The organism is Pseudomonas sp. NPDC087690, from assembly GCF_044743175.1.
Lineage (GTDB): Bacteria > Pseudomonadota > Gammaproteobacteria > Pseudomonadales > Pseudomonadaceae > Aquipseudomonas.
The window spans coordinates 16,242-34,622 of record NZ_JBIUVX010000022.1; the positions used below are offsets into that span (position 1 = coordinate 16,242).

18 protein-coding genes are annotated in these 18,381 nt (G+C 60.0%); 9 read left to right on the top strand and 9 right to left on the bottom strand.

Translation table 11 applies throughout. The annotated features are described in order from the left end of the window. Positions 1–164: 164 nt before the first annotated feature. The 3 genes from dapE (at position 165) to ACIPIZ_RS19365 (ending at position 2,578) form a co-directional block, all read left to right on the top strand. A complete protein-coding gene (dapE, locus tag ACIPIZ_RS19355) occupies positions 165–1,316 on the top strand; it encodes a succinyl-diaminopimelate desuccinylase (RefSeq protein WP_064393202.1) in 1,152 nt (383 codons plus the stop codon). Further along, the gene (locus ACIPIZ_RS19360; protein ID WP_064393203.1) at positions 1,316–2,125 is read left to right on the top strand and encodes a putative RNA methyltransferase; all 810 of its coding nucleotides are present in this window, start codon (positions 1,316–1,318) and stop codon (positions 2,123–2,125) included. Before dapE ends, ACIPIZ_RS19360 begins: the two co-directional genes overlap by 1 nt. Before the next feature lie 75 nt (positions 2,126–2,200). Further along, positions 2,201–2,578: a hypothetical protein gene (locus ACIPIZ_RS19365; protein ID WP_007908869.1), complete on the top strand. Its 378-nt coding sequence runs from the start codon at positions 2,201–2,203 to the stop codon at positions 2,576–2,578. A gap of 200 nt (positions 2,579–2,778) precedes the next feature. On the opposite strand, the gene ACIPIZ_RS19370 is transcribed toward ACIPIZ_RS19365, so the two are convergent. Beyond that, on the bottom strand, positions 2,779–2,988 hold the full coding sequence (locus tag ACIPIZ_RS19370) for a cold-shock protein (protein ID WP_053117589.1): 210 nt from the start codon (positions 2,986–2,988) through the stop codon (positions 2,779–2,781). Between the two features lie 238 nt (positions 2,989–3,226). Here ACIPIZ_RS19370 and plsB point away from each other — a divergent pair, with 238 nt between their 5' ends. The 4 genes from plsB to ACIPIZ_RS19390 all read left to right on the top strand — a co-directional run bounded on the left by plsB (position 3,227) and on the right by ACIPIZ_RS19390 (position 7,689). Then, the gene (gene plsB, locus ACIPIZ_RS19375) at positions 3,227–5,725 is read left to right on the top strand and encodes a glycerol-3-phosphate 1-O-acyltransferase PlsB (RefSeq protein WP_064393204.1); all 2,499 of its coding nucleotides are present in this window, start codon (positions 3,227–3,229) and stop codon (positions 5,723–5,725) included. A 97-nt stretch (positions 5,726–5,822) separates the two neighbouring features. Next, a complete protein-coding gene (locus ACIPIZ_RS19380) occupies positions 5,823–6,509 on the top strand; it encodes a hypothetical protein (RefSeq protein WP_105707313.1) in 687 nt (228 codons plus the stop codon). 51 nt (positions 6,510–6,560) lie between these two features. Continuing rightward, a complete protein-coding gene (locus ACIPIZ_RS19385; RefSeq protein WP_053117584.1) occupies positions 6,561–6,959 on the top strand; it encodes a YbaY family lipoprotein in 399 nt (132 codons plus the stop codon). 40 nt (positions 6,960–6,999) lie between these two features. Then, positions 7,000–7,689, top strand: coding sequence for a DUF4197 domain-containing protein (locus ACIPIZ_RS19390; RefSeq protein ID WP_064393207.1), 690 nt, complete (start codon positions 7,000–7,002; stop codon positions 7,687–7,689). Positions 7,690–8,182: 493 nt separating this feature from the next. On the opposite strand, the gene ACIPIZ_RS19395 is transcribed toward ACIPIZ_RS19390, so the two are convergent. Both ACIPIZ_RS19395 and ACIPIZ_RS19400 read right to left on the bottom strand, forming a co-directional pair. Further along, positions 8,183–11,251 (bottom strand): efflux RND transporter permease subunit, encoded by a 3,069-nt coding sequence (locus ACIPIZ_RS19395; RefSeq protein ID WP_401166780.1) that lies wholly within the window; start codon positions 11,249–11,251, stop codon positions 8,183–8,185. Positions 11,252–11,257: 6 nt separating this feature from the next. After that, positions 11,258–12,358 (bottom strand): efflux RND transporter periplasmic adaptor subunit, encoded by a 1,101-nt coding sequence (locus ACIPIZ_RS19400; protein WP_105707308.1) that lies wholly within the window; start codon positions 12,356–12,358, stop codon positions 11,258–11,260. A gap of 94 nt (positions 12,359–12,452) precedes the next feature. Here ACIPIZ_RS19400 and ACIPIZ_RS19405 point away from each other — a divergent pair, with 94 nt between their 5' ends. Further along, positions 12,453–13,088, top strand: a complete 636-nt coding sequence (locus ACIPIZ_RS19405) for a TetR/AcrR family transcriptional regulator (RefSeq protein ID WP_401166783.1) — start codon at positions 12,453–12,455, stop codon at positions 13,086–13,088. A 115-nt stretch (positions 13,089–13,203) separates the two neighbouring features. Here the strand turns inward: ACIPIZ_RS19405 and ACIPIZ_RS19410 are convergent, their stop codons facing one another. Beyond that, entirely contained in the window at positions 13,204–13,986 is a 783-nt protein-coding gene (locus ACIPIZ_RS19410) for a class I SAM-dependent methyltransferase (RefSeq protein ID WP_105707531.1), read from the bottom strand. 92 nt (positions 13,987–14,078) lie between these two features. Here ACIPIZ_RS19410 and ACIPIZ_RS19415 point away from each other — a divergent pair, with 92 nt between their 5' ends. Continuing rightward, positions 14,079–14,699 carry an energy transducer TonB gene (locus ACIPIZ_RS19415; protein WP_122853560.1) on the top strand — a complete coding sequence of 207 codons (621 nt, stop codon included), beginning with the start codon at positions 14,079–14,081 and terminating at the stop codon, positions 14,697–14,699. A gap of 3 nt (positions 14,700–14,702) precedes the next feature. On the opposite strand, the gene ACIPIZ_RS19420 is transcribed toward ACIPIZ_RS19415, so the two are convergent. From ACIPIZ_RS19420 to tsaB, 5 genes are all read right to left on the bottom strand, one after another. Beyond that, positions 14,703–15,395 carry an extensin family protein gene (locus ACIPIZ_RS19420; RefSeq protein ID WP_122662216.1) on the bottom strand — a complete coding sequence of 231 codons (693 nt, stop codon included), beginning with the start codon at positions 15,393–15,395 and terminating at the stop codon, positions 14,703–14,705. Positions 15,396–15,397: 2 nt separating this feature from the next. Then, the gene (locus ACIPIZ_RS19425) at positions 15,398–16,219 is read right to left on the bottom strand and encodes an oxaloacetate decarboxylase (protein WP_401166786.1); all 822 of its coding nucleotides are present in this window, start codon (positions 16,217–16,219) and stop codon (positions 15,398–15,400) included. 32 nt (positions 16,220–16,251) lie between these two features. Then, positions 16,252–17,112, bottom strand: a complete 861-nt coding sequence (locus ACIPIZ_RS19430; protein ID WP_122662218.1) for a DUF72 domain-containing protein — start codon at positions 17,110–17,112, stop codon at positions 16,252–16,254. After that, the gene (locus ACIPIZ_RS19435; protein WP_064393215.1) at positions 17,112–17,420 is read right to left on the bottom strand and encodes a hypothetical protein; all 309 of its coding nucleotides are present in this window, start codon (positions 17,418–17,420) and stop codon (positions 17,112–17,114) included. Before ACIPIZ_RS19435 ends, ACIPIZ_RS19430 begins: the two co-directional genes overlap by 1 nt. A 216-nt stretch (positions 17,421–17,636) precedes the next feature. Next, positions 17,637–18,311: a tRNA (adenosine(37)-N6)-threonylcarbamoyltransferase complex dimerization subunit type 1 TsaB gene (tsaB, locus tag ACIPIZ_RS19440; RefSeq protein ID WP_401166789.1), complete on the bottom strand. Its 675-nt coding sequence runs from the start codon at positions 18,309–18,311 to the stop codon at positions 17,637–17,639. Positions 18,312–18,381: the final 70 nt, after the last annotated feature.

Sequence of the window (18,381 nt, forward strand, 5' to 3'; positions counted from 1 at the left end):
TGGCGGCGTTCGGCTCATTGGCCGAACCCAATTCCTGTAGGAGTGAGCCTGCTCGCGATAGCGGTGTAACAATCAATAGTTACGTTGACTGACACACCGCTATCGCGAGCAGGCTCACTCCTACAGGTAGTCCGCGCCCACATTCATGATCTTCGGAGTTTTCCATGACGGCCCACGCCGACCTTTCGCCGACCCTCCAACTCGCCATCGACCTGATCCGCCGTCCGTCCGTGACGCCGGTCGACGCCGATTGCCAGAAGCAGATGATGCAGCGCCTGGGCGATGCCGGTTTCAATCTCGAGCCGATGCGCATCGAAGATGTGGATAACTTCTGGGCGACCCACGGCACCAACGACGGCCCGGTGCTGTGCTTTGCCGGCCACACCGACGTAGTGCCGACCGGCCCGGTTACCGCGTGGCAGATCGACCCGTTCAACGCCGTGATCGATGAACACGGCATGCTCTGCGGCCGTGGCGCGGCAGACATGAAAGGCAGCCTGGCGTCGATGACCGTTGCCGCCGAGCGCTTTGTCGCCGACTACCCGAACCACAAAGGCAAGGTCGCGTTCCTGATTACCAGCGACGAAGAAGGCCCGGCGCACCACGGCACCAAAGCCGTAGTCGAGCGTCTGGCCGCGCGTAACGAGCGTCTGGACTGGTGCATCGTTGGCGAACCGTCGAGCACCACGCTGGTTGGCGACGTGGTCAAAAACGGTCGTCGCGGCTCGCTGGGCGCCAAGCTCACCGTCAAAGGTATTCAGGGCCACGTCGCTTACCCGCATCTGGCGAAGAACCCGATCCACCTCGCCGCTCCAGCACTGGCCGAACTGGCCGCCGAGCATTGGGATCACGGCAACGATTTCTTTCCGCCGACCAGTTTCCAGATTTCCAACGTCAACTCCGGCACCGGCGCGACCAACGTGATTCCCGGCGATCTGGTGGCGGTGTTCAACTTCCGTTTCTCCACCGAATCGACCGTCGAAGGCCTGCAGAAACGTGTTGCCGATATTCTCGACAAACACGATCTGGACTGGCACATCGACTGGGCGCTGTCCGGCCTGCCGTTCCTCACCGAACCGGGCGCACTGCTCGACGCGGTGTCGGCGAGCATCAAGGACATCACCGGTCGCGAGACCAAAGCCTCCACCAGCGGCGGCACGTCCGATGGTCGTTTCATCGCGACCATGGGCACGCAGGTGGTTGAACTGGGCCCGGTCAACGCGACCATCCACCAGGTCAACGAGCGTGTATTGGCAGCGGATCTCGACGTGTTGACCGAGATCTACTACCAGACCCTGATCAAGTTGCTCGCCTGATGCTTGCTTGCCCCATTTGCAGTGAACCGCTGAATGCGGTGGACAACGGCGTGGTCTGCCCCGCCGGCCACCGCTTCGACCGTGCGCGCCAGGGTTACCTGAACCTGCTGCCGGTGCAGCACAAGAACAGCCGCGACCCAGGCGATAATCAGGCCATGGTCGAGGCGCGTCGCGACTTCTTGAACGCCGGGCATTACGCGCCGGTGGCCAAGCGCCTGGCCGAACTGGCGGCGAGCTACGCGCCGGATCGCTGGGTCGACATCGGTTGTGGCGAGGGTTATTACACCGCGCAGATCGCCGAGGCCCTGCCGAACGCTGATGGCTACGCGCTGGATATTTCCCGTGAAGCGGTCAAACGCGCCTGCAAACGCAACCCGGCGATTAGCTGGTTGATCGCCAGCATGGCCCGTGTGCCGTTGGCGTCGGGCAGTTGCCAGTTTCTCGCCAGTGTTTTCAGTCCATTGGATTGGGAAGAAGCCAAGCGTCTACTCAGCGTTGGCGGCGGTCTGATGAAAGTCGGCCCGACCAGCGGCCATCTGATGGAACTGCGCGAGCGCCTGTACGACGAAGTGCGCGAGTACACCGACGACAAGCATCTGGCCCTGGTGCCGCAAGGCATGGCACTGGCGCACAGTGAAACCCTGGAATTCAAACTGACGCTGGACAAGCCCGAGGATCGAGCCAACCTGTTGGCGATGACGCCCCACGGCTGGCGCGCCAGTGCCGAGCGTCGCGCGGCGGTGATCGAACAGGCCGAGCCGTTCGAGACCACCGTGTCGATGCGCTACGATTATTTCGTTCTTCAATAACTTTTGGTCTCGGGCAAACGCCCGGGGCCGGCTAAATCCGCGAATGGATTTTTCAGACCCGCAGTGAGGACATCCATGCGCCAACCGGATATCGAGATTTACCTGAAAGACGCCGACGTCGACCACAAGGCCATTTCTGCCTGGCTGGGCGCCGCATTGGGCCCATGCAGCGACTGGGTACAAAAAGGCCAGACTTACAAATGCAAGGCCGGCAACGTGCCGGTGACCTGGCTGCCGAAAGCCGTGGGCAAATGGAACAGCCTGTACCTGGAAAGCGACCAGACCCCATGGGACGACGACATCGCCTGCGCCCGCGCCGCATTTGCTGCGCTGAACGTCGAAGTGCGCTGCGCGCCGGGCACGTGGGTCGAGGAAGAAGGTGAAGAGACGGCGGATCGGTGGATGCGCATCAGCGCAGACGGTGAAGAAGAAATCACCTGGAAAACTGCCTAAAAGCAAAAGATCGTCCGATCGCGGCCCGAGCCTTCGGCAGCTCCTACAGGGTTATGTGTACAGCTGTAGGAGCTGCCGAAGGCTGCGATCTTTGATCGTTCCCACGCTCCGCGTGGGAATGCAGTCCGGGACGCTCTGCGTCCCAAAGCGAACGCGGAGCGTCCGTTGAGGCATTCCCACGCAGAGCGTGGGAACGATCATTACAGGCCTACAACATCCTCAGCCTGCAAACCCTTCTCGCCAGTAATCACCGCGTATTCAACCTGCTGACCTTCAGCCAGCGACCGATGCCCTTCGCCGCGAATCGCGCGGTAGTGCACGAACACGTCCACCCCGTCTTCGCGCTGGATAAAGCCGTAGCCCTTGGCGTCGTTGAACCACTTCACGTTGCCGGTTTCACGTGTTGCCATCTGTTCATACTCCTTTTTTATTATTGAACAGGCTTTTCGCAGGAAAGCCTTAGAGGAACGTCAGCCTGCGTCCGACGTCCATACAAGGGCCCCGGCGACAGACCGCCGAGTATATGACAGGTGCGAAAAGTCTCAACAGGAGATTACTTCGCCGCTTTTTTGCCGATTTTCGGTGAATACGGCAAACTGTCGACCTCCCGAGCAACCGCTCGGTTTTATCCACTCATGCAGAAGCCGTATGACCCGTTCCCCGTTCCGCCGTCTTGTGTTTGGCACCCTGCGCCGACTGTTGTACCTCTGGGTTCGCTCGGAGACGATCAACCAGTCGTCGTTCACCCTCAACCTCGACCGCAGTCGTCCGGTGTTCTACGTCCTGCAAAACCCTTCGCTGACCGATCTGGCGGTGCTCGACACCGAGTGCACCAAGGCCGGCCTGCCGCGTCCGGTGCTGCCGGTGTCGGTGGGGCCGCTGATTGAACCGGCGGCGTTTTTCTACCTGACACCGGATCCGGACTGGCTCGGCCGTCAGGACAAACGCGGTGCGCCGCCGACCTTGACCCGACTGGTCAGCGCCCTCACGCAGAACGCTGCTGAAGATGCGCAAATTATCCCGGTCAGCGTGTTCTGGGGTCAGTCACCGGACAGCGAAAACAGTCCGTGGAAACTGCTGTTTGCTGACAGCTGGGCCGTTACCGGGCGCCTGCGTCGGCTGCTGAGCATCATCGTCCTCGGGCGCAAAACCCGCGTGCAGTTCTCCGCGCCGATCCACCTGCGTGAACTGATCGAGCACAACAAGGGCCACGAACGCACCGTGCGCATGGCCCAGCGGATCCTGCGCGTGCACTTCCGCAACCTCAAAGCCGCTGTCATCGGCCCGGACATTTCCCACCGCCGCAACCTGGTCAAAGGCCTGCTCAACCAGCCGCTGGTCAAGCAAGCGATCCTCGACGAAGCCGAGCGCGAAAACATCTCCGCGGAAAAAGCCAAGGCCCAGGCCCTGCGCTACGGCAACGAGATCGCCTCGGACTACACCTACACCGCGATCCGCTTCCTCGAAGTGGTGCTGAGCTGGTTCTGGAACAAGATTTACGACGGTATCAAGGTCAACCACATCGAAGGCGTGCAGAAAGTCGCTCAGGGTCACGAAGTGATCTACGTGCCGTGCCACCGCAGCCACATCGACTACCTGCTGCTGTCGTATCTGCTGTTCCGCAACGGCCTGACCCCGCCGCACATCGCCGCCGGGATCAACCTGAACATGCCGGTGATCGGCAGCCTGCTCCGTCGCGGCGGCGCGTTCTTCATGCGCCGCACATTCAAGGGCAATCCGCTGTACACCTCGGTGTTCAACGAGTACCTGCACACGCTGTTCACCAAAGGATTCCCGGTCGAGTACTTCGTTGAAGGCGGCCGCTCACGCACCGGACGCATGCTGCAACCGAAAACCGGCATGCTCGCCATCACGATGCGCAGCTTCCTGCGCTCGTCGCGGATGCCGATCGTGTTTGTGCCGGTGTACATCGGTTATGAGCGCGTGCTGGAAGGTCGTACCTACCTCGGCGAACTGCGTGGCGCGAGCAAGAAGAAAGAATCGATCTTCGACATTTTCAAAGTCATCGGCGCGCTCAAGCAGCGTTTCGGTCAGGTCGCCGTCAACTTCGGTGAGCCGATCAAACTGGCGGAATTCCTCGACGCCGAACAACCGGACTGGCGCCAGCAGGATCTCGGCCCGCAGTACAAACCGGCTTGGCTCAACGAAACCACCAATCGCCTCGGTGAGAAAGTCGCGCAGCATTTGAACGAAGCGGCGGCGATCAACCCGGTCAACCTGGTGGCGCTGGCGCTGCTGTCGACCACACGTCTGGCACTGGATGATCGCGCCATGGCCCGGGTACTGGATCTGTACCTGGCGCTGCTGCGCAAAGTCCCGTATTCGCCGCACACCACGCTGCCGGAAGGCGATGGTCGTGCGCTGATCGAGCACGTGAAGGACATGGACCTGCTCGCCGAGCAGAACGATGCGCTGGGCAAGATTCTCTATCTGGATGAGCAGAATGCCGTCCTGATGACCTACTACCGCAACAACGTACTGCACATATTCGCCCTGCCGGCGCTGTTGGCGAGTTTCTTCCAGAGTGCGTCGCGCATGAGCCGCGAACAGATCCTGCGTTACACCCGCGCGCTGTATCCGTACCTGCAATCGGAGCTGTTCATTCGCTGGACGCTGGACGAACTGGACGGTGTGGTCGATCAATGGCTGGAAGCGTTCGTCGAGCAAGGCTTGCTGCGCTTCGAGAAAGACGTCTACCTGCGTCCGGCGCCAAGTTCGCGGCATTTCGTCCTGCTGACGCTGCTGTCGAAGAGCATCGCCCAGACCTTGCAGCGCTTCTACATGACCGTGTCCTTGCTGCTCAACAGCGGCCAGAACAGCATCAGCGCCGAAGAGCTGGAAGACCTCTGCACGGTCATGGCCCAGCGCCTGTCGATCCTCCATGGCCTCAACGCCCCGGAGTTCTTCGACAAGAGCCTGTTCCGCCACTTCATCCAGACCCTGCTCGACCTCGACGTGCTGCGTCGCGACGAGGCCGGCAAACTGAGTTATCACGAGCTGCTCGGCGAACTCGCCGAAGGTGCGGCCAAACGTGTGTTACCGGCGGAGATTCGTTTGTCGATCCGTCAGGTGGCTCTGCATCGCAGTGAAGATGCTGCAGAAACAGCGGTAACTGCCGAAGGCTGAAACGTGCCGATAACTAACGGAGAGCCCGCCGGGTTCTCCCGTTAGTTGATTCGTGAATAAATAGGCTCACTTTAAAAATCACGATAAGGATATCGAGATGAGCCCGCTGCACGAACAAACTCCCATCGTCACCGTCGACTTCCGTTTGCCCCCAAACTTCCGCGCTCCTGTGGGCGGTGAGAATGAAACGGTGGTCAGCGTCAAAGTGGTTAACTCCACTTCTCCGATCAACATCAAAGACTGGCGGCACTCTTCAGTCTTCGATGTCGACTGGAAATTTTCTTTCCCGCATCACTACAGCGATGTCGGCGTGAAGTATCAGATCAACGTTCAGATGTTCCATGAGCAACAGCCTTTGCTCGTGGCGCTGGACTACTTCGTTGTCGTCAACAAAGCTCCGCACCGGCAGACGCTGCACTTGAGCCCGATCGGCTTTCTGTATGTAGAAGTTCAGGAGCCCAGTGTCGTTGCTGAACATGAAGCCGTGACGATAAGCCTGCACGATGTGGATCGTCCCGACACACAACTTGCGCGGGTCACTCACGATGAACGAGCCGCCACTTCGTTTTATCTGCAATACGATCCGGCGAGTGTTATCCCTGGCAAACGCTATGCACTAAGCGGCACTGAAAATCGCTACCACCAATCCATTCTGGTCACGCCGTGGCATGTCGAACTTGCGCCGGTTTCGCCCTCGTTGAGTTCGCGGCTATCGCAGTGGATCTCGCAGTGGCTGGAGAAGCCATTACGTTTGTTCACTGACGTTGATGGCAAAATCCGCTAGATTTCTCTTCGGCGCCGGGATTCTTCCGGCGCAAAAGTATTAGAGGTTCCGATGAAAAAACTCACCCTTCTCGCCGCCGCCACGCTGTTGAGCGCCTGCCAATCGACTACCCCCGCCGGCAAGGCCAGCCTCGATGGCGAAGTGTTCTACCTGCAACGCATCGCCCTGCCACCGAGCGCGACCCTGAGCGTGAGCCTGCAAGACGTTTCCCTCGCCGACGCCCCGGCGGTCGTGCTCGACGAGCAGAAAGGCCCGATCAAAGGCCAGGTGCCACTGCCGTTCCATTTGAGCTACGATCCAGCGCAGGTCAAACCCGGCCACCGTTATTCGGTCAGCGCGCGTATCGAAGTCAACGGTGAGCTGATGTTCATCACTACCGAAAACCACGCCGTGCAACTCGACGGCAACGACCCGCAGCCGCTGAAAATCCGCGTCGACGCGATTCGTTGATTCATTGTCCGCCACCACTTTCTGCAACAAGGAAGCCGCCATGCTCCGCCCTACCCTTCGCTTCGCCGGCCTGTGCGCCGGCCTGATGATCAGCGCCAACGCTCTGGCCCTGTCACTCAGCGACCTGTCCCAACAAGACGCCACCGGCGGCCTCAAGGATGCCCTGACCCAAGGCGCGCAAATCGCCGTCAAACAACTGGGCACCCCGGGCGGCTTCAGCAACAACCCCGACGTGAAAATCGAACTGCCGGGCAAACTCGGCAAAGCCGCGAGCAAGATGAAAGCCTTCGGCATGGGCGCCCAGGTTGAAGAACTCGAAACCGCGATGAACAAAGCGGCAGAAAGTGCAGTGACCCAAGCCCAGCCAATCCTCGTCGACGCCGTGAAAAAAATGAGCGTCGCCGACGCCAAAGGCATCCTCAGCGGCGGTACGGATTCGGCCACGCAATACCTCGACAAATCCAGCCGCGAACAGATCCGCGCCAAGTTCCTGCCGATCGTCAAACAGGCGACCGACAAAGTCGGCGTGGCGCAAAAGTACAACTCATTTGCTGGTCAGGCCGCTGCGTTTGGCGTTGTTGATGCGAAAAGCGCGAATGTCGAAAACTACGTGACCGAACAAGCGCTGAATGGCTTGTTCGAAATGATCGGCAAACAAGAAGAAACCATCCGCAAGAACCCTGCCGCTGCGGCGACGAGTCTGGCGAAGAAAGTCTTCGGCACGTTGTAACGTCCCGTGTAGGAGCTGCCGCAGGCTGCGATCTTTTTGATCTTGTCTTTGCTGTCGAGCGTTGAAGATCAAAAGATCGCAGCCTTCGTCACCTCCTCCACCAAACCCGCGGCGTAGCCGCACCACTCAACAATGAGCGCAAGCTCGAGTAAAGCTTTTGATCTTGCCATGCCGGCCCCATCGGTAGGCTGAGTGGAGGGGTTGATCCGGGGGTGGGAGCGCAGCGACCGTTTGGCGCAGCCAAACACATCGAGAGGAGGTGCAGCGAAGCAAACCGTAGGCGATGCCCCCCGGATCGATCCCGGAGCGAAGGAACCCCGAGCCCCAGCGAGCGGGCCGAACGCCGGGGCCCAGCCTTTTGCTTACTTTTCGGCGTCTGGAAAAGTGAGTCGCCGTAAGGGCGAAACCGCCAGCCGCCCCACCCGCAGAAACGGATATTCACCCAAACCCCAAGAACATGGTCGGCCCGAAGGCCGCCACGTAACAAAAAAGATCACCCCTCGCGCCGAACCCGGAACCAAGCCGCATACAACGCCGGCAAAAACAACAACGTCAGCGCAGTCGCAACAATCAACCCACCCATGATCGCCACCGCCATCGGCCCAAAAAACACACTGCGCGACAACGGAATCATCGCCAGCACCGCCGCCAACGCCGTCAACACAATCGGCCTGAAGCGTCGAACCGTAGCCTCGATAATCGCCTGCCAAGGCTTAAGCCCGGAAGCAATATCCTGCTCGATCTGATCCACCAGAATCACCGAATTGCGCATGATCATCCCCGACAACGCAATCGTCCCCAACATCGCCACAAAGCCGAACGGCTGACGAAACACCATCAAAAACAGCACCACCCCGATCAACCCCAACGGCGCCGTCAAAAACACCATCGCCGTGCGTGAAAAACTGCGCAACTGCACCATCAGCAACGTCAGCACCACGACAATGAACATCGGCACCCCGGCATTCACCGACTTCTGCCCCCGCTCGGAATCCTCCACCGTGCCACCGACATCCAACAGATAACCATCGGGCAACTCGGCGCGAATCGAATCCAGCGTCGGCATGATCTGCTTCACCAGCGTCGCCGGCTGCTCCTTGCCATAAATATCGGCACGTACGGTCACGTTCGGCAAGCGATTGCGATGCCAGATAATCCCTTCCTCAAAGCCATATTCCAGCGTGGCAATCTGCGACAGCGCCACACTGCGGCCGTTGTCCGTCGGCACCGCCAGACTCGGCAGCAACGACAATTCAGTGCGTTCATGAACCGTGCCGCGCAGCAGAATCTCGATCAATTCGTTGTCTTCGCGATACTGGCTGACACTCGAACCGGTCAACGAACTCTGCAGAAATTTCGCCAGATTCGCCGTGCTCACACCCAACGCCCGGGCACGATCCTGATCGATGTTCAGGTACACCACCTTGCTCGGCTCTTCCCAATCCAGATGCACATTGACCACATGCGGATTCTCGCGAACCTTGGCCGCGACTTTACGCGCCAGCGCACGAACTTCTTCGATGTGCTCCCCCGTCACGCGAAACTGCACCGGATAGCCAACCGGCGGGCCGTTTTCCAGGCGCGTGACCCGCGAACGCAGCGCCGGAAATTGCTCGTTAAGCGTCTCGATCAACCAAGTGCGCAGCGCCTCACGCTCTTCGATGGTCTTCGCCAACACCACAAACTGCGCGAAGCTCGCCGCCGGCAGTTGCTGATCCAGCGGCAGATAGAAACGCGGTGATCCGGTGCCGACGTAAGCCACGTAATTGTCGATGCCAGCGTGATCTTTGAGCATCGCCTCCAGCCGTTTGACTTCACCGGCGGTATTGGCCAGTGAAGCGCCTTCGGCCAGTTTCAGATCGACCATCAACTCCAGTCGATTTGAGGCCGGGAAGAATTGCTGCGGGACGAAGCGGAACAACATCACCGAGGCAATAAACAGCCCGACTGTCAGCACGATCACGGTCTTGCGATGCGCGACGCACCACTCCACCAAGCGCCGAACGCGCTGATAAAACGGCGTGCCATACGGATCCGGCTGACCGTCACCCGTGCCATGTTTGGCCGCATGAATTTTCGCCAGATCCGGCAGGAGTTTTTCCCCCAGATACGGCACAAACACCACCGCCGCGACCCATGACGCGAGCAACGCGATGGTCACCACCTGGAAGATCGAGCGTGTGTACTCGCCAGTACCGGACTGCGCCATGGCAATCGGCAAAAAGCCGGCGGCGGTGATCAATGTGCCGGTGAGCATCGGGAACGCGGTGCTGGTCCAGGCATAACTCGCCGCACGGATGCGGTCGAAGCCCTGCTCCATTTTGATCGCCATCATTTCCACGGCAATGATCGCGTCGTCCACCAGCAAACCCAGCGCCAGCACCAACGCGCCAAGGGAGATTTTGTGCAGGCCGATGCCCAGGTAATACATGCAGGCGAAGGTCATCGCCAGCACCAACGGAATGGTCAGCGCCACCACCATGCCGGTGCGCACGCCGAGGGAGAAGAAGCTCACCAGCAAGACAATCGCCAGCGCTTCGACCAGTACCTGAACAAACTCGCCAACCCCGGTTTTCACCGCAGCCGGTTGATCGGAAACCTTGCGCAATTGCATACCGGCCGGAAGGTTTTTCTGGATGCGCGAGAACTCGCCTTCCAGTGCCTTACCCAGCACCAGAATGTCACCGCCATCCTTCATCGCCACCGCCAGCCCAATCGCGTCTTCGCCCATGAAGCGCATGCGCGGCGCCGGAGGATCGTTGAAACCGCGACGCACATCGGCGACATCGGAGATCCGAAACGTACGATCACCGACGCGGATCGGGAAGTTTTTTATCTCCTCGACCGTCTGAAAATTCCCCGAGACACGTAGCTGCAAGCGCTCACTGCCGGTTTCGAAGAACCCGGCGGTCGACACCGCGTTCTGCTCTTGCAGCGCCTGTTGCACCGCCGCCAGCGGCAAGCCGAGGGTCGCCAGTTTGACGTTGGACAGTTCGACCCAGATCTTCTCGTCCTGCAAACCGAGCAAGTCGACCTTGCCGACATCCTTGACCCGCTGCAGCTGGATCTGGATGCGATCGGCGTAATCCTTGAGCACCGCGTAATCGAAACCGTCGCCGGTCAGCGCATAGATATTGCCGAACGTGGTGCCGAATTCATCGTTGAAAAACGGCCCCTGAATATCCGGCGGCAAGGTTTGACGAATATCACTGACCTTCTTGCGCACCTGGTACCAGAGGTCGGGAATTTCCTTGGAGTGCATCGAGTCGCGGGCAATGAACGTGACTTGCGATTCACCGGGGCGCGAGAACGACACGATGCGCTCGTACTCGCCGGTTTCCATCAGTTTCTTTTCGATGCGTTCGGTAACCTGGCGCGAGACTTCCTGCGCGGTCGCACCCGGCCAACGGGTCTGAATCACCATGGCTTTGAAAGTGAACGGAGGGTCTTCGCTCTGGCCGAGTTTGGTGTAGGACAACGCACCGACGATGGCCAGCAAAAGCATCAGGAACAGTACGATCTGGCGATTACGCAACGCCCATTCAGAAAGGTTGAAGCGCATCGGGGCTTACTCCTTGTCCGCCAGATTGACCACACGGTTGGAGCGATCCACCGGGCGCACCTGCTGCCCTTCGAGCAACACATGCACGCCCGCGGCTACCACCCAGTCACTGGCGTTCAAACCTTCGAGCACCGGCACGCTTTTCTCGCCGAACGGGCCGATGCGCACCGGGGTTTTCTTCAGGGTGTTGTTGCCGTTGACGACCCAGACGTAGGTCGCGCCGTTTTCCGCCGTGAGTGCCGAAAGCGGCACCGACAGGGAAACGCTGTCAGCCGATTGCACAAACACACGAGCGCTCTGGCCCAGTTCGGCCGGGACTTTGCCGCCGGTGAAGGAAATACGCGCCGCAAAGGTGCGTGAGCGTGGATCGGCAGCGGGCGACAATTCGCGGATCTTCCCGGCGAAGCGCTGGTTTTGCTGGGTCCACAATTCGACTGTCACCGGCTGACCGACCTTGAAGCGGCCGAAGCTCTGCTCCGGCAGGCTGATCAGCACTTCGCGCTCGCCATCGGTGGCGAGGGTAAACACGGTTTGCCCGGCGGCGACGACCTGCCCCACCTCGACCGAACGTTTGGCCACCACGCCATCCTGCGGCGCACGCAGCACCGCGTAACTGGCCTGATTGGTCGATACGTTGAATTCGGCTTTGATTTGTTTAAGGCGGGCTTCACCGGAACGGTAAAGGTTTTCGGCGTTGTCATAGGCCGAGCGGCTGACCATCTGCCGATCCATCAGGGTCTTGTAGCGATCACGCTCGGCACGCACCAGATTGAGATTGGCTTCGGCGGCGGCGACTTGCGCACGGGTGGCTTCCAGTTGCAGGCGTACATCCTGCGGGTCGAGTTCGGCAAGCGGTTGATCGGCCTTTACACGCTGACCTTCATCGACCAGTCGTCGGCTGACTTTGCCGCCAATGCGGAAAGCCAGATCGGGTTCGTAACGGGCACGCACTTCGCCCGGATAACTTTCCATCGCCTGCGCCGAAGGCTCTGGCTGCACCACCATGGCCGGTCGCACGGTGACTTGCGTCGCCTCTTCCTGACCACACGCTGACAAAAGGAACGCCAGACTTACTGGCAACGCGAGGGACAACGCATGGCGGAACATGGTGACGGACCTTTCGCTAATGGTGCTTGGAATAATTATACTGGCGGGTATGTTATTAATAGCAAACTCACCAGTCCAGTATTAAAAGCGAAGAATGTCGAACAATCTTTCAGCTCCAAACGGTCCGGGCCGCCCCAAGGATCTGGCCAAGCGCCAGGCGATCCTCGAGGCGGCGAAAATTCTGTTTCTGAGTCATGGCTATGCCAACACCAGCATGGACGCGGTCGCCAGCGAAGCCGGCGTGTCGAAGCTGACGGTCTACAGCCATTTCAACGACAAGGAAACGCTGTTCTCCGCCGCCGTGGTGGCCAAATGCGAGGAGCAGTTACCGCCGCTGTTCTTCGAATTGCCCGAAGGCATTGCCGTGGAAAATGTGTTGCTGAACATTGCCCGAGGCTTTCATCAACTGATCAACAGCGATGAGTCGGTGAATCTGCACCGTTTGATCATGGCGTTGGGGGTTCAGGATCCGAAGCTGTCGCTGATCTTCTTCGAGGCGGGGCCGCAGCGCATGGTGCAGGGCATGGAGCGGTTGCTGACGCAGATCCATGACAGCGGCGTGCTGAGCATCGACCTGCCGCGCAATGCAGCCGAGCATTTCTTTTGCCTGATCAAGGGCGCGGGGAATTTTCGGCTGTTGTATGGGTGTGGGGAGCCGTTGACTGAAGAGGCTGCGCAGAGCCATATTGAGGAAGTGGTGGGGTTGTTTATGCGCGCCTACAAACCTTAGCTTTTGCGCTGTTTGGGCTGGCCCTATCGCGAGCAGGCTCACTCCTACAGTGGATTTGTGTGCACCACAGATCAATTGTAGGAGTGAGCCTGCTCGCGATAGGGGCGACGCGGTTTTAAGGCTTGAGCGCTTTCTTCGGGTAGATATCGTATCGACTGGATTTGCCATCCAGCGCATGACTCGGCTTCGGCCCCGCAATACACGGCGCCTTGCGCGGTCGCTTGACCACCACCCGGTGCGTCGCCAGCGCCAACGCGGCTTCGAGCAGCGCCGGCGCATCCGGATCATCACCCACCAACGGCCGGAACAGACGCATTTCCTTCTTCACCAGCGCAGTCTTCTCCCGGTGCGGAAACATCGGGTCGAGGTAGATCACCTGCGGCGGTTCACCCTCCCAGTTCTGCATGACCTCAATGGAATTGCCCTTGAGCAATTTCATCCGCGCCACGATCGGCGCGACATCGAAATCTTCCGCGCCGCGCGCCAGACCATCTTCCAGCAAGGCGCCAATCAGCGGCTGGCGCTCGATCAGGCTCATCTCGCAACCCAGGCTCGCCAGCACAAACGCATCCTTGCCCAGCCCCGCCGTGGCATCCAGCACGCGTGGGCGCACGCCTTGGGCAATGCCGACAGCCTTGGCGATCATCTGCCCGCTGCCGCCACCGTACAAACGCCGATGCGCCGCGCCGCCTTCAACGAAGTCAACGCGCACCGGCCCAGGTGCATCCGGGCCGAGCTGTTGCAGCTGCAAACCCTGCTCGCCGACCTGCAAGGCAAACTCGCCGTCCGCGACTTGCAGCGGCAAGCCGAGACGCTCGGCCCACTGTTCGGCTTGCGCTTCAAACGTCGGGCCGAGGGCCTGAACATGGATGCGGCAGGCCGCGGGTTGCTCAATCATGGAAAACACGCTCAAAAATTCAAGGAGCGGCAAAAACCGCCGATAACTCATTCAACGCGCATTTTGCCAGAGCTGAGCGTCAACCGAAAAAAATGTCAGGCATTCTTCCCACATCGATTGGCTACATCTCGCCCCATGGCGACTTTAGCCGTCAAAACACTCAAGCACTGAGCGGCGTCAGTCACCTGTGGCAGGATTTCTTCGCCCAGGCGCTGGCTGAACAGTCGAGTGAAGTGGTGCCAGCCTGCGGCACATTTCCACCGGTTGACCTGAACAGCCCGGAAGAACCGACCGTCGGCAGCGAGCTGCACGCGCATATCGTCAGCCAGCGCGAATGCGATGTGGTCGAGACCGAAGTACGCCCGCCAGAGCCGCTGTTCCTGCCGATCGCCGAATTCGAAATGGAACTGCTGGACAAGCCGTTCCCGGCGTTTGCGCCTGAAGAACTCAAAGCTCAGCAAGAGCAACAGGATTTCGACAGCAGCTGGGTTCGTCCTGTCGTGATCAACAATGGTCACCCGACCCCAGAGCCAGGCCCTGCGCCGCAGAAGAAGCCACTGTACCTGCCGATTGCCGAGTTCGATCTGGATCTGCTGCAAAAGCCTTTCCCGCCGTTCCCTGCGGAAGAAATCGTCGAGCAACAGAAAGCTCTGGACTTCGATAACGGCTGGGCTCGTCCGATCGTTCTGCAGAACCTGCGCCTCGCCGCTTAACCTTCAGCGACACACGCTCCAGCGTCCGACATCGACATGAAAGTGATTGCGATGGGCGGCGTTGTAATCCGGACTCAAGACCACACTGAACGCATCGCAGGCGCCGTCACGCACCTTGCGCAAAAACTGCGCGTCCTGATTTTGCTTCGGCCAGTCCTTGAGTACGCTGATGCTGCGCCCGTCGGCCAGACGAAACCCGGCAATATCCAGCGCATCGGCGCTGGCGTGGCGGCTTAGCGCCCCGCTTTCGCGGTTGTAGACGTTGCGACAAGCGAAGCTGCCAAGATGATCGACACGCGCGACCTTCTGCCCGTAAACAGATTGTGCGGCGGGTAGCAGGGTGTGGTGTTCGAACATCGCGTAGGCCACCGCCAACGGACAACTGGCGAGGAAACTGCTGCTCAGCGCCACCTCACCGCCCTGCACGCGCAAGGCACCGATCAGCGGGCACTTGGCACCCGGGCTGGCGGATTGTTGCGTAACGCGAAGGTCAGAGCTGCTCAATGCCTGGGCGCAGAGTTCAGGGTCACTGCGCAAGCGCATCAGCTTGTAGCCGGTCAGCCAGTTGGGCGCGGCTTTGACGTCCAGTGGCGCCCAAGGATTCCATTGCGACGGGACCTCGAGCCAACCGCGCCAGACACTGACCGCAGCGCCGCCAATCATCAGCAGCACCAGCCAGAAAATCCATCGCCCCATGCTCAGCCTTTGAAAAACTGATTGGCCTTGGCGTACGGCATCGATTGCGAGGTAAAGCCGAACGTGCCGGAGCGCTGGATTTCTTCAGCGGCGCGGAAGAATTCACCGAACGCCGCCAGCGCCAGTGCCGATCCGGTGCTGACGCGGCGCACGCCCATTTCTGCCAGCTCCTGCACGGTCAGCTTCAAGCCGCCGGACATCAACACATTCACCGGTTTCGGCGCAACCGCACGCACCACCGCCAACACTTCTTCGGCGCTGCGCAAACCCGGCGCGTACAGCACATCGGCGCCAGCCTCGGCGAAAGCCTGCAAGCGGCGGATGGTGTCGTTGATATCGGGATTGCCGTGCAGATAGTTTTCCGCGCGCGCCGTCAGGATGAAGGGGAATGGCAACGTGCGCACGGCGGCGACGGCGGCTTCGATGCGCGCCACGGCATGTTCGAAGCAATAGATCGGCGCATCCGGGCGTCCCGTCGCGTCTTCGATCGAACCACCAACCGCGCCCGCTTCGGCGGCACGCAACAAGCTTTTCGCGGACTCGGTCGGGTCATCAGAAAAGCCGTTTTCCAGATCCACAGCCACCGGCAAATCGGTCGCAGCGACAATCGCGCGGACATTGTCCAGAGTCTCATCCAGACTCAACGCACCATCGGCCTTGCCCTGGGAAAACGCATAACCGGCGCTGGTCGTCGCCAAGGCCTGATAGCCGAGGCTGGCGAGCATCTTCGCCGAGCCCGCATCCCAGGGATTGGGGATGACGAAAATCTCCGGACGCTCATGCAGCGCTTTGAAGGCGTGGGCTCTAACGGTTTGCGCGTCCATCGGCAGGCTCCGGGGCAGGAAAAAAAACCGCCTCAGAGCAGGCCAAGTTGCTCGGCGGCGGGTTCTCTGTATAGCTCAGGCAGCGCTGGCAAGCCAGGCAAACGTTGCATCAATTTTGCGTGAAAACGTTGCGCCAGCTTGGCCGCCAACAGGTTGTCGGCGGTGTGCAGGAAGATGTACGGAGTGCGCCCCTCCTCGATCCACTCGGCGATTTTCGCCACCCATGGCACGAGGAAAGTGTCGTTGGCTTCAAGCTCGGGATGGCCGATGAAGCGCACTTGCGGCCATTGCGTGAACGCCGCCGGACGCGTCGGCACTCGGGGCTTTTTCGATTGCGCGTGGATCACCGAAGACTCGGTCGACAGGCAGCTGAACAATGCCCGCGGGTCGAGGCAAATTCGCTCGACACCACGATCCAGCAACAGCCGATTGAGCAAGCGTTCGCTCTCACCCTTGGCGAAGAACTGTTCATGCCGTACTTCCACCGCCAGTGGGCAATCCAGCGCATCGATGAACGCCGCCAGTTCGGGCAGCCGATGCGGCGTGAAACTTTTCGACAACTGCAGCCACAGCGGCGAAACACGCTGACCGAGTGGCTTGAGTAATTGCAGAAATGTTTCGGCGGCGGTCAGTTGATCGCGCAGGTCGCCACTGTGGCTGATGTCGCCGGGGAATTTGGCGGTGAAACGAAAGTGTTCGGGCATGACCTCAGCCCAACGCTGCACGGTAGCGGGCGACGGGCTGGCGTAGAAAGTCGTGTTGCCTTCGACAGCGTTGAATACTTGCGCATAAAGACCGAGGAAGTCAGAGGTCTTGGCGTCTACCGGGTACAGATACTCGCGCCAGGCGTTTTCGCTCCAGGACGGACAACCGAGGTAGTAAGGCAGATCCATCAGATGTACAGATCAAGGCCCAGCACGTCCGCATCCCAATCGACAAAACCGGCGGTACTCAGGTAGCTGGCGAGGGCCATGGCTACGCTCTTTTTCATCGCACGGTGGTAGATCATGTCTTGCTGACGGGCAGGCAGATTGGCGAGGCGTTGTGCGGAGGCTTTGGCAGCACGGGCGGCCATTTGCTCTTCAGTCGGGAATTCCAGCTCGCCATCGATATCGTCGACGGATTCATCCAGCGCCGCATTGCCTTTGCGAGGCTTGCGCTTGATGGGGTAAGACTGAGAGGAAAGGCCGTCTATACGCATAATTTCATGCTCGGTATCGATGATGGCAATTTAGCGGCACCTGACCGACTTAGCAAATCGCCGAGTGATAACTAGAACACATAAAGCGCAAAAGGTTTAAAACCGGAGGGTGGAAACTGACGATTGGTGTTTTGAAAATCAAAAGATCGCAGCCTGCGGCAGCTCCGACATGTGTACCTGTGTAGGAGCTGCCGCAGGCTGCGATCTTTTAAAGGCTCAGCGAGCTTTGGGGGTGGCGACTTTGTCGCGCAGGTAAACCGGTTGCGCATCATCCGCCGGGATCGATTCGCCGCGTTCCCAGGCGAAGCGCGCCAGGGTCAACAGGTCTTCGGCGTGCGGCAGCATGCCGGCGTCGGAGCCGGTCAGTTGGACGGCGATGCGCTCGGCATAACCCCAACCGGTGCCGGCACCGAACCACTCGCCACTGGCATCCGCTGGCAACGCCGCCGCTTCCGGCGGCAACACCGCTTCGGCACCCACAAGACGCATCTCCCCTGCGGTCTCGCGATAGCAGCCCCAATACACTTCATCCATCCGTGCATCGATGGCCGCCGCGACCTGGCTCTCGCCATGCTCACGCAACGCCCGCTGCGCCAGCACCGCCAGGTTGGACACCGGCAACACTGGGCGATCCAGCGCAAACGCCAGCCCCTGCACCACACCAATGGCAATCCGCACGCCGGTAAACGCGCCAGGCCCGCGACCGAAGGCAATCGCGTCGACCGCTTGCAACGTCGTTCCAGCGTCGGCCAGCAATTGCTGGATCATCGGCAGCAGCTTCTGCGCGTGCAGGCGCGGGATCACCTCGTAATGGCTCGTGACCTTGCCGTCATGCAGCAAGGCAACGGAGCAAGCTTCAGTCGCGGTGTCCAGGGCCAGCAAGGTGCTCATCGATGTTTCCAAAACAGGGGTGGGAAAAAGTGCGTCAGTATAAACAACTACGGCCCGCAAGCGGGCCGTG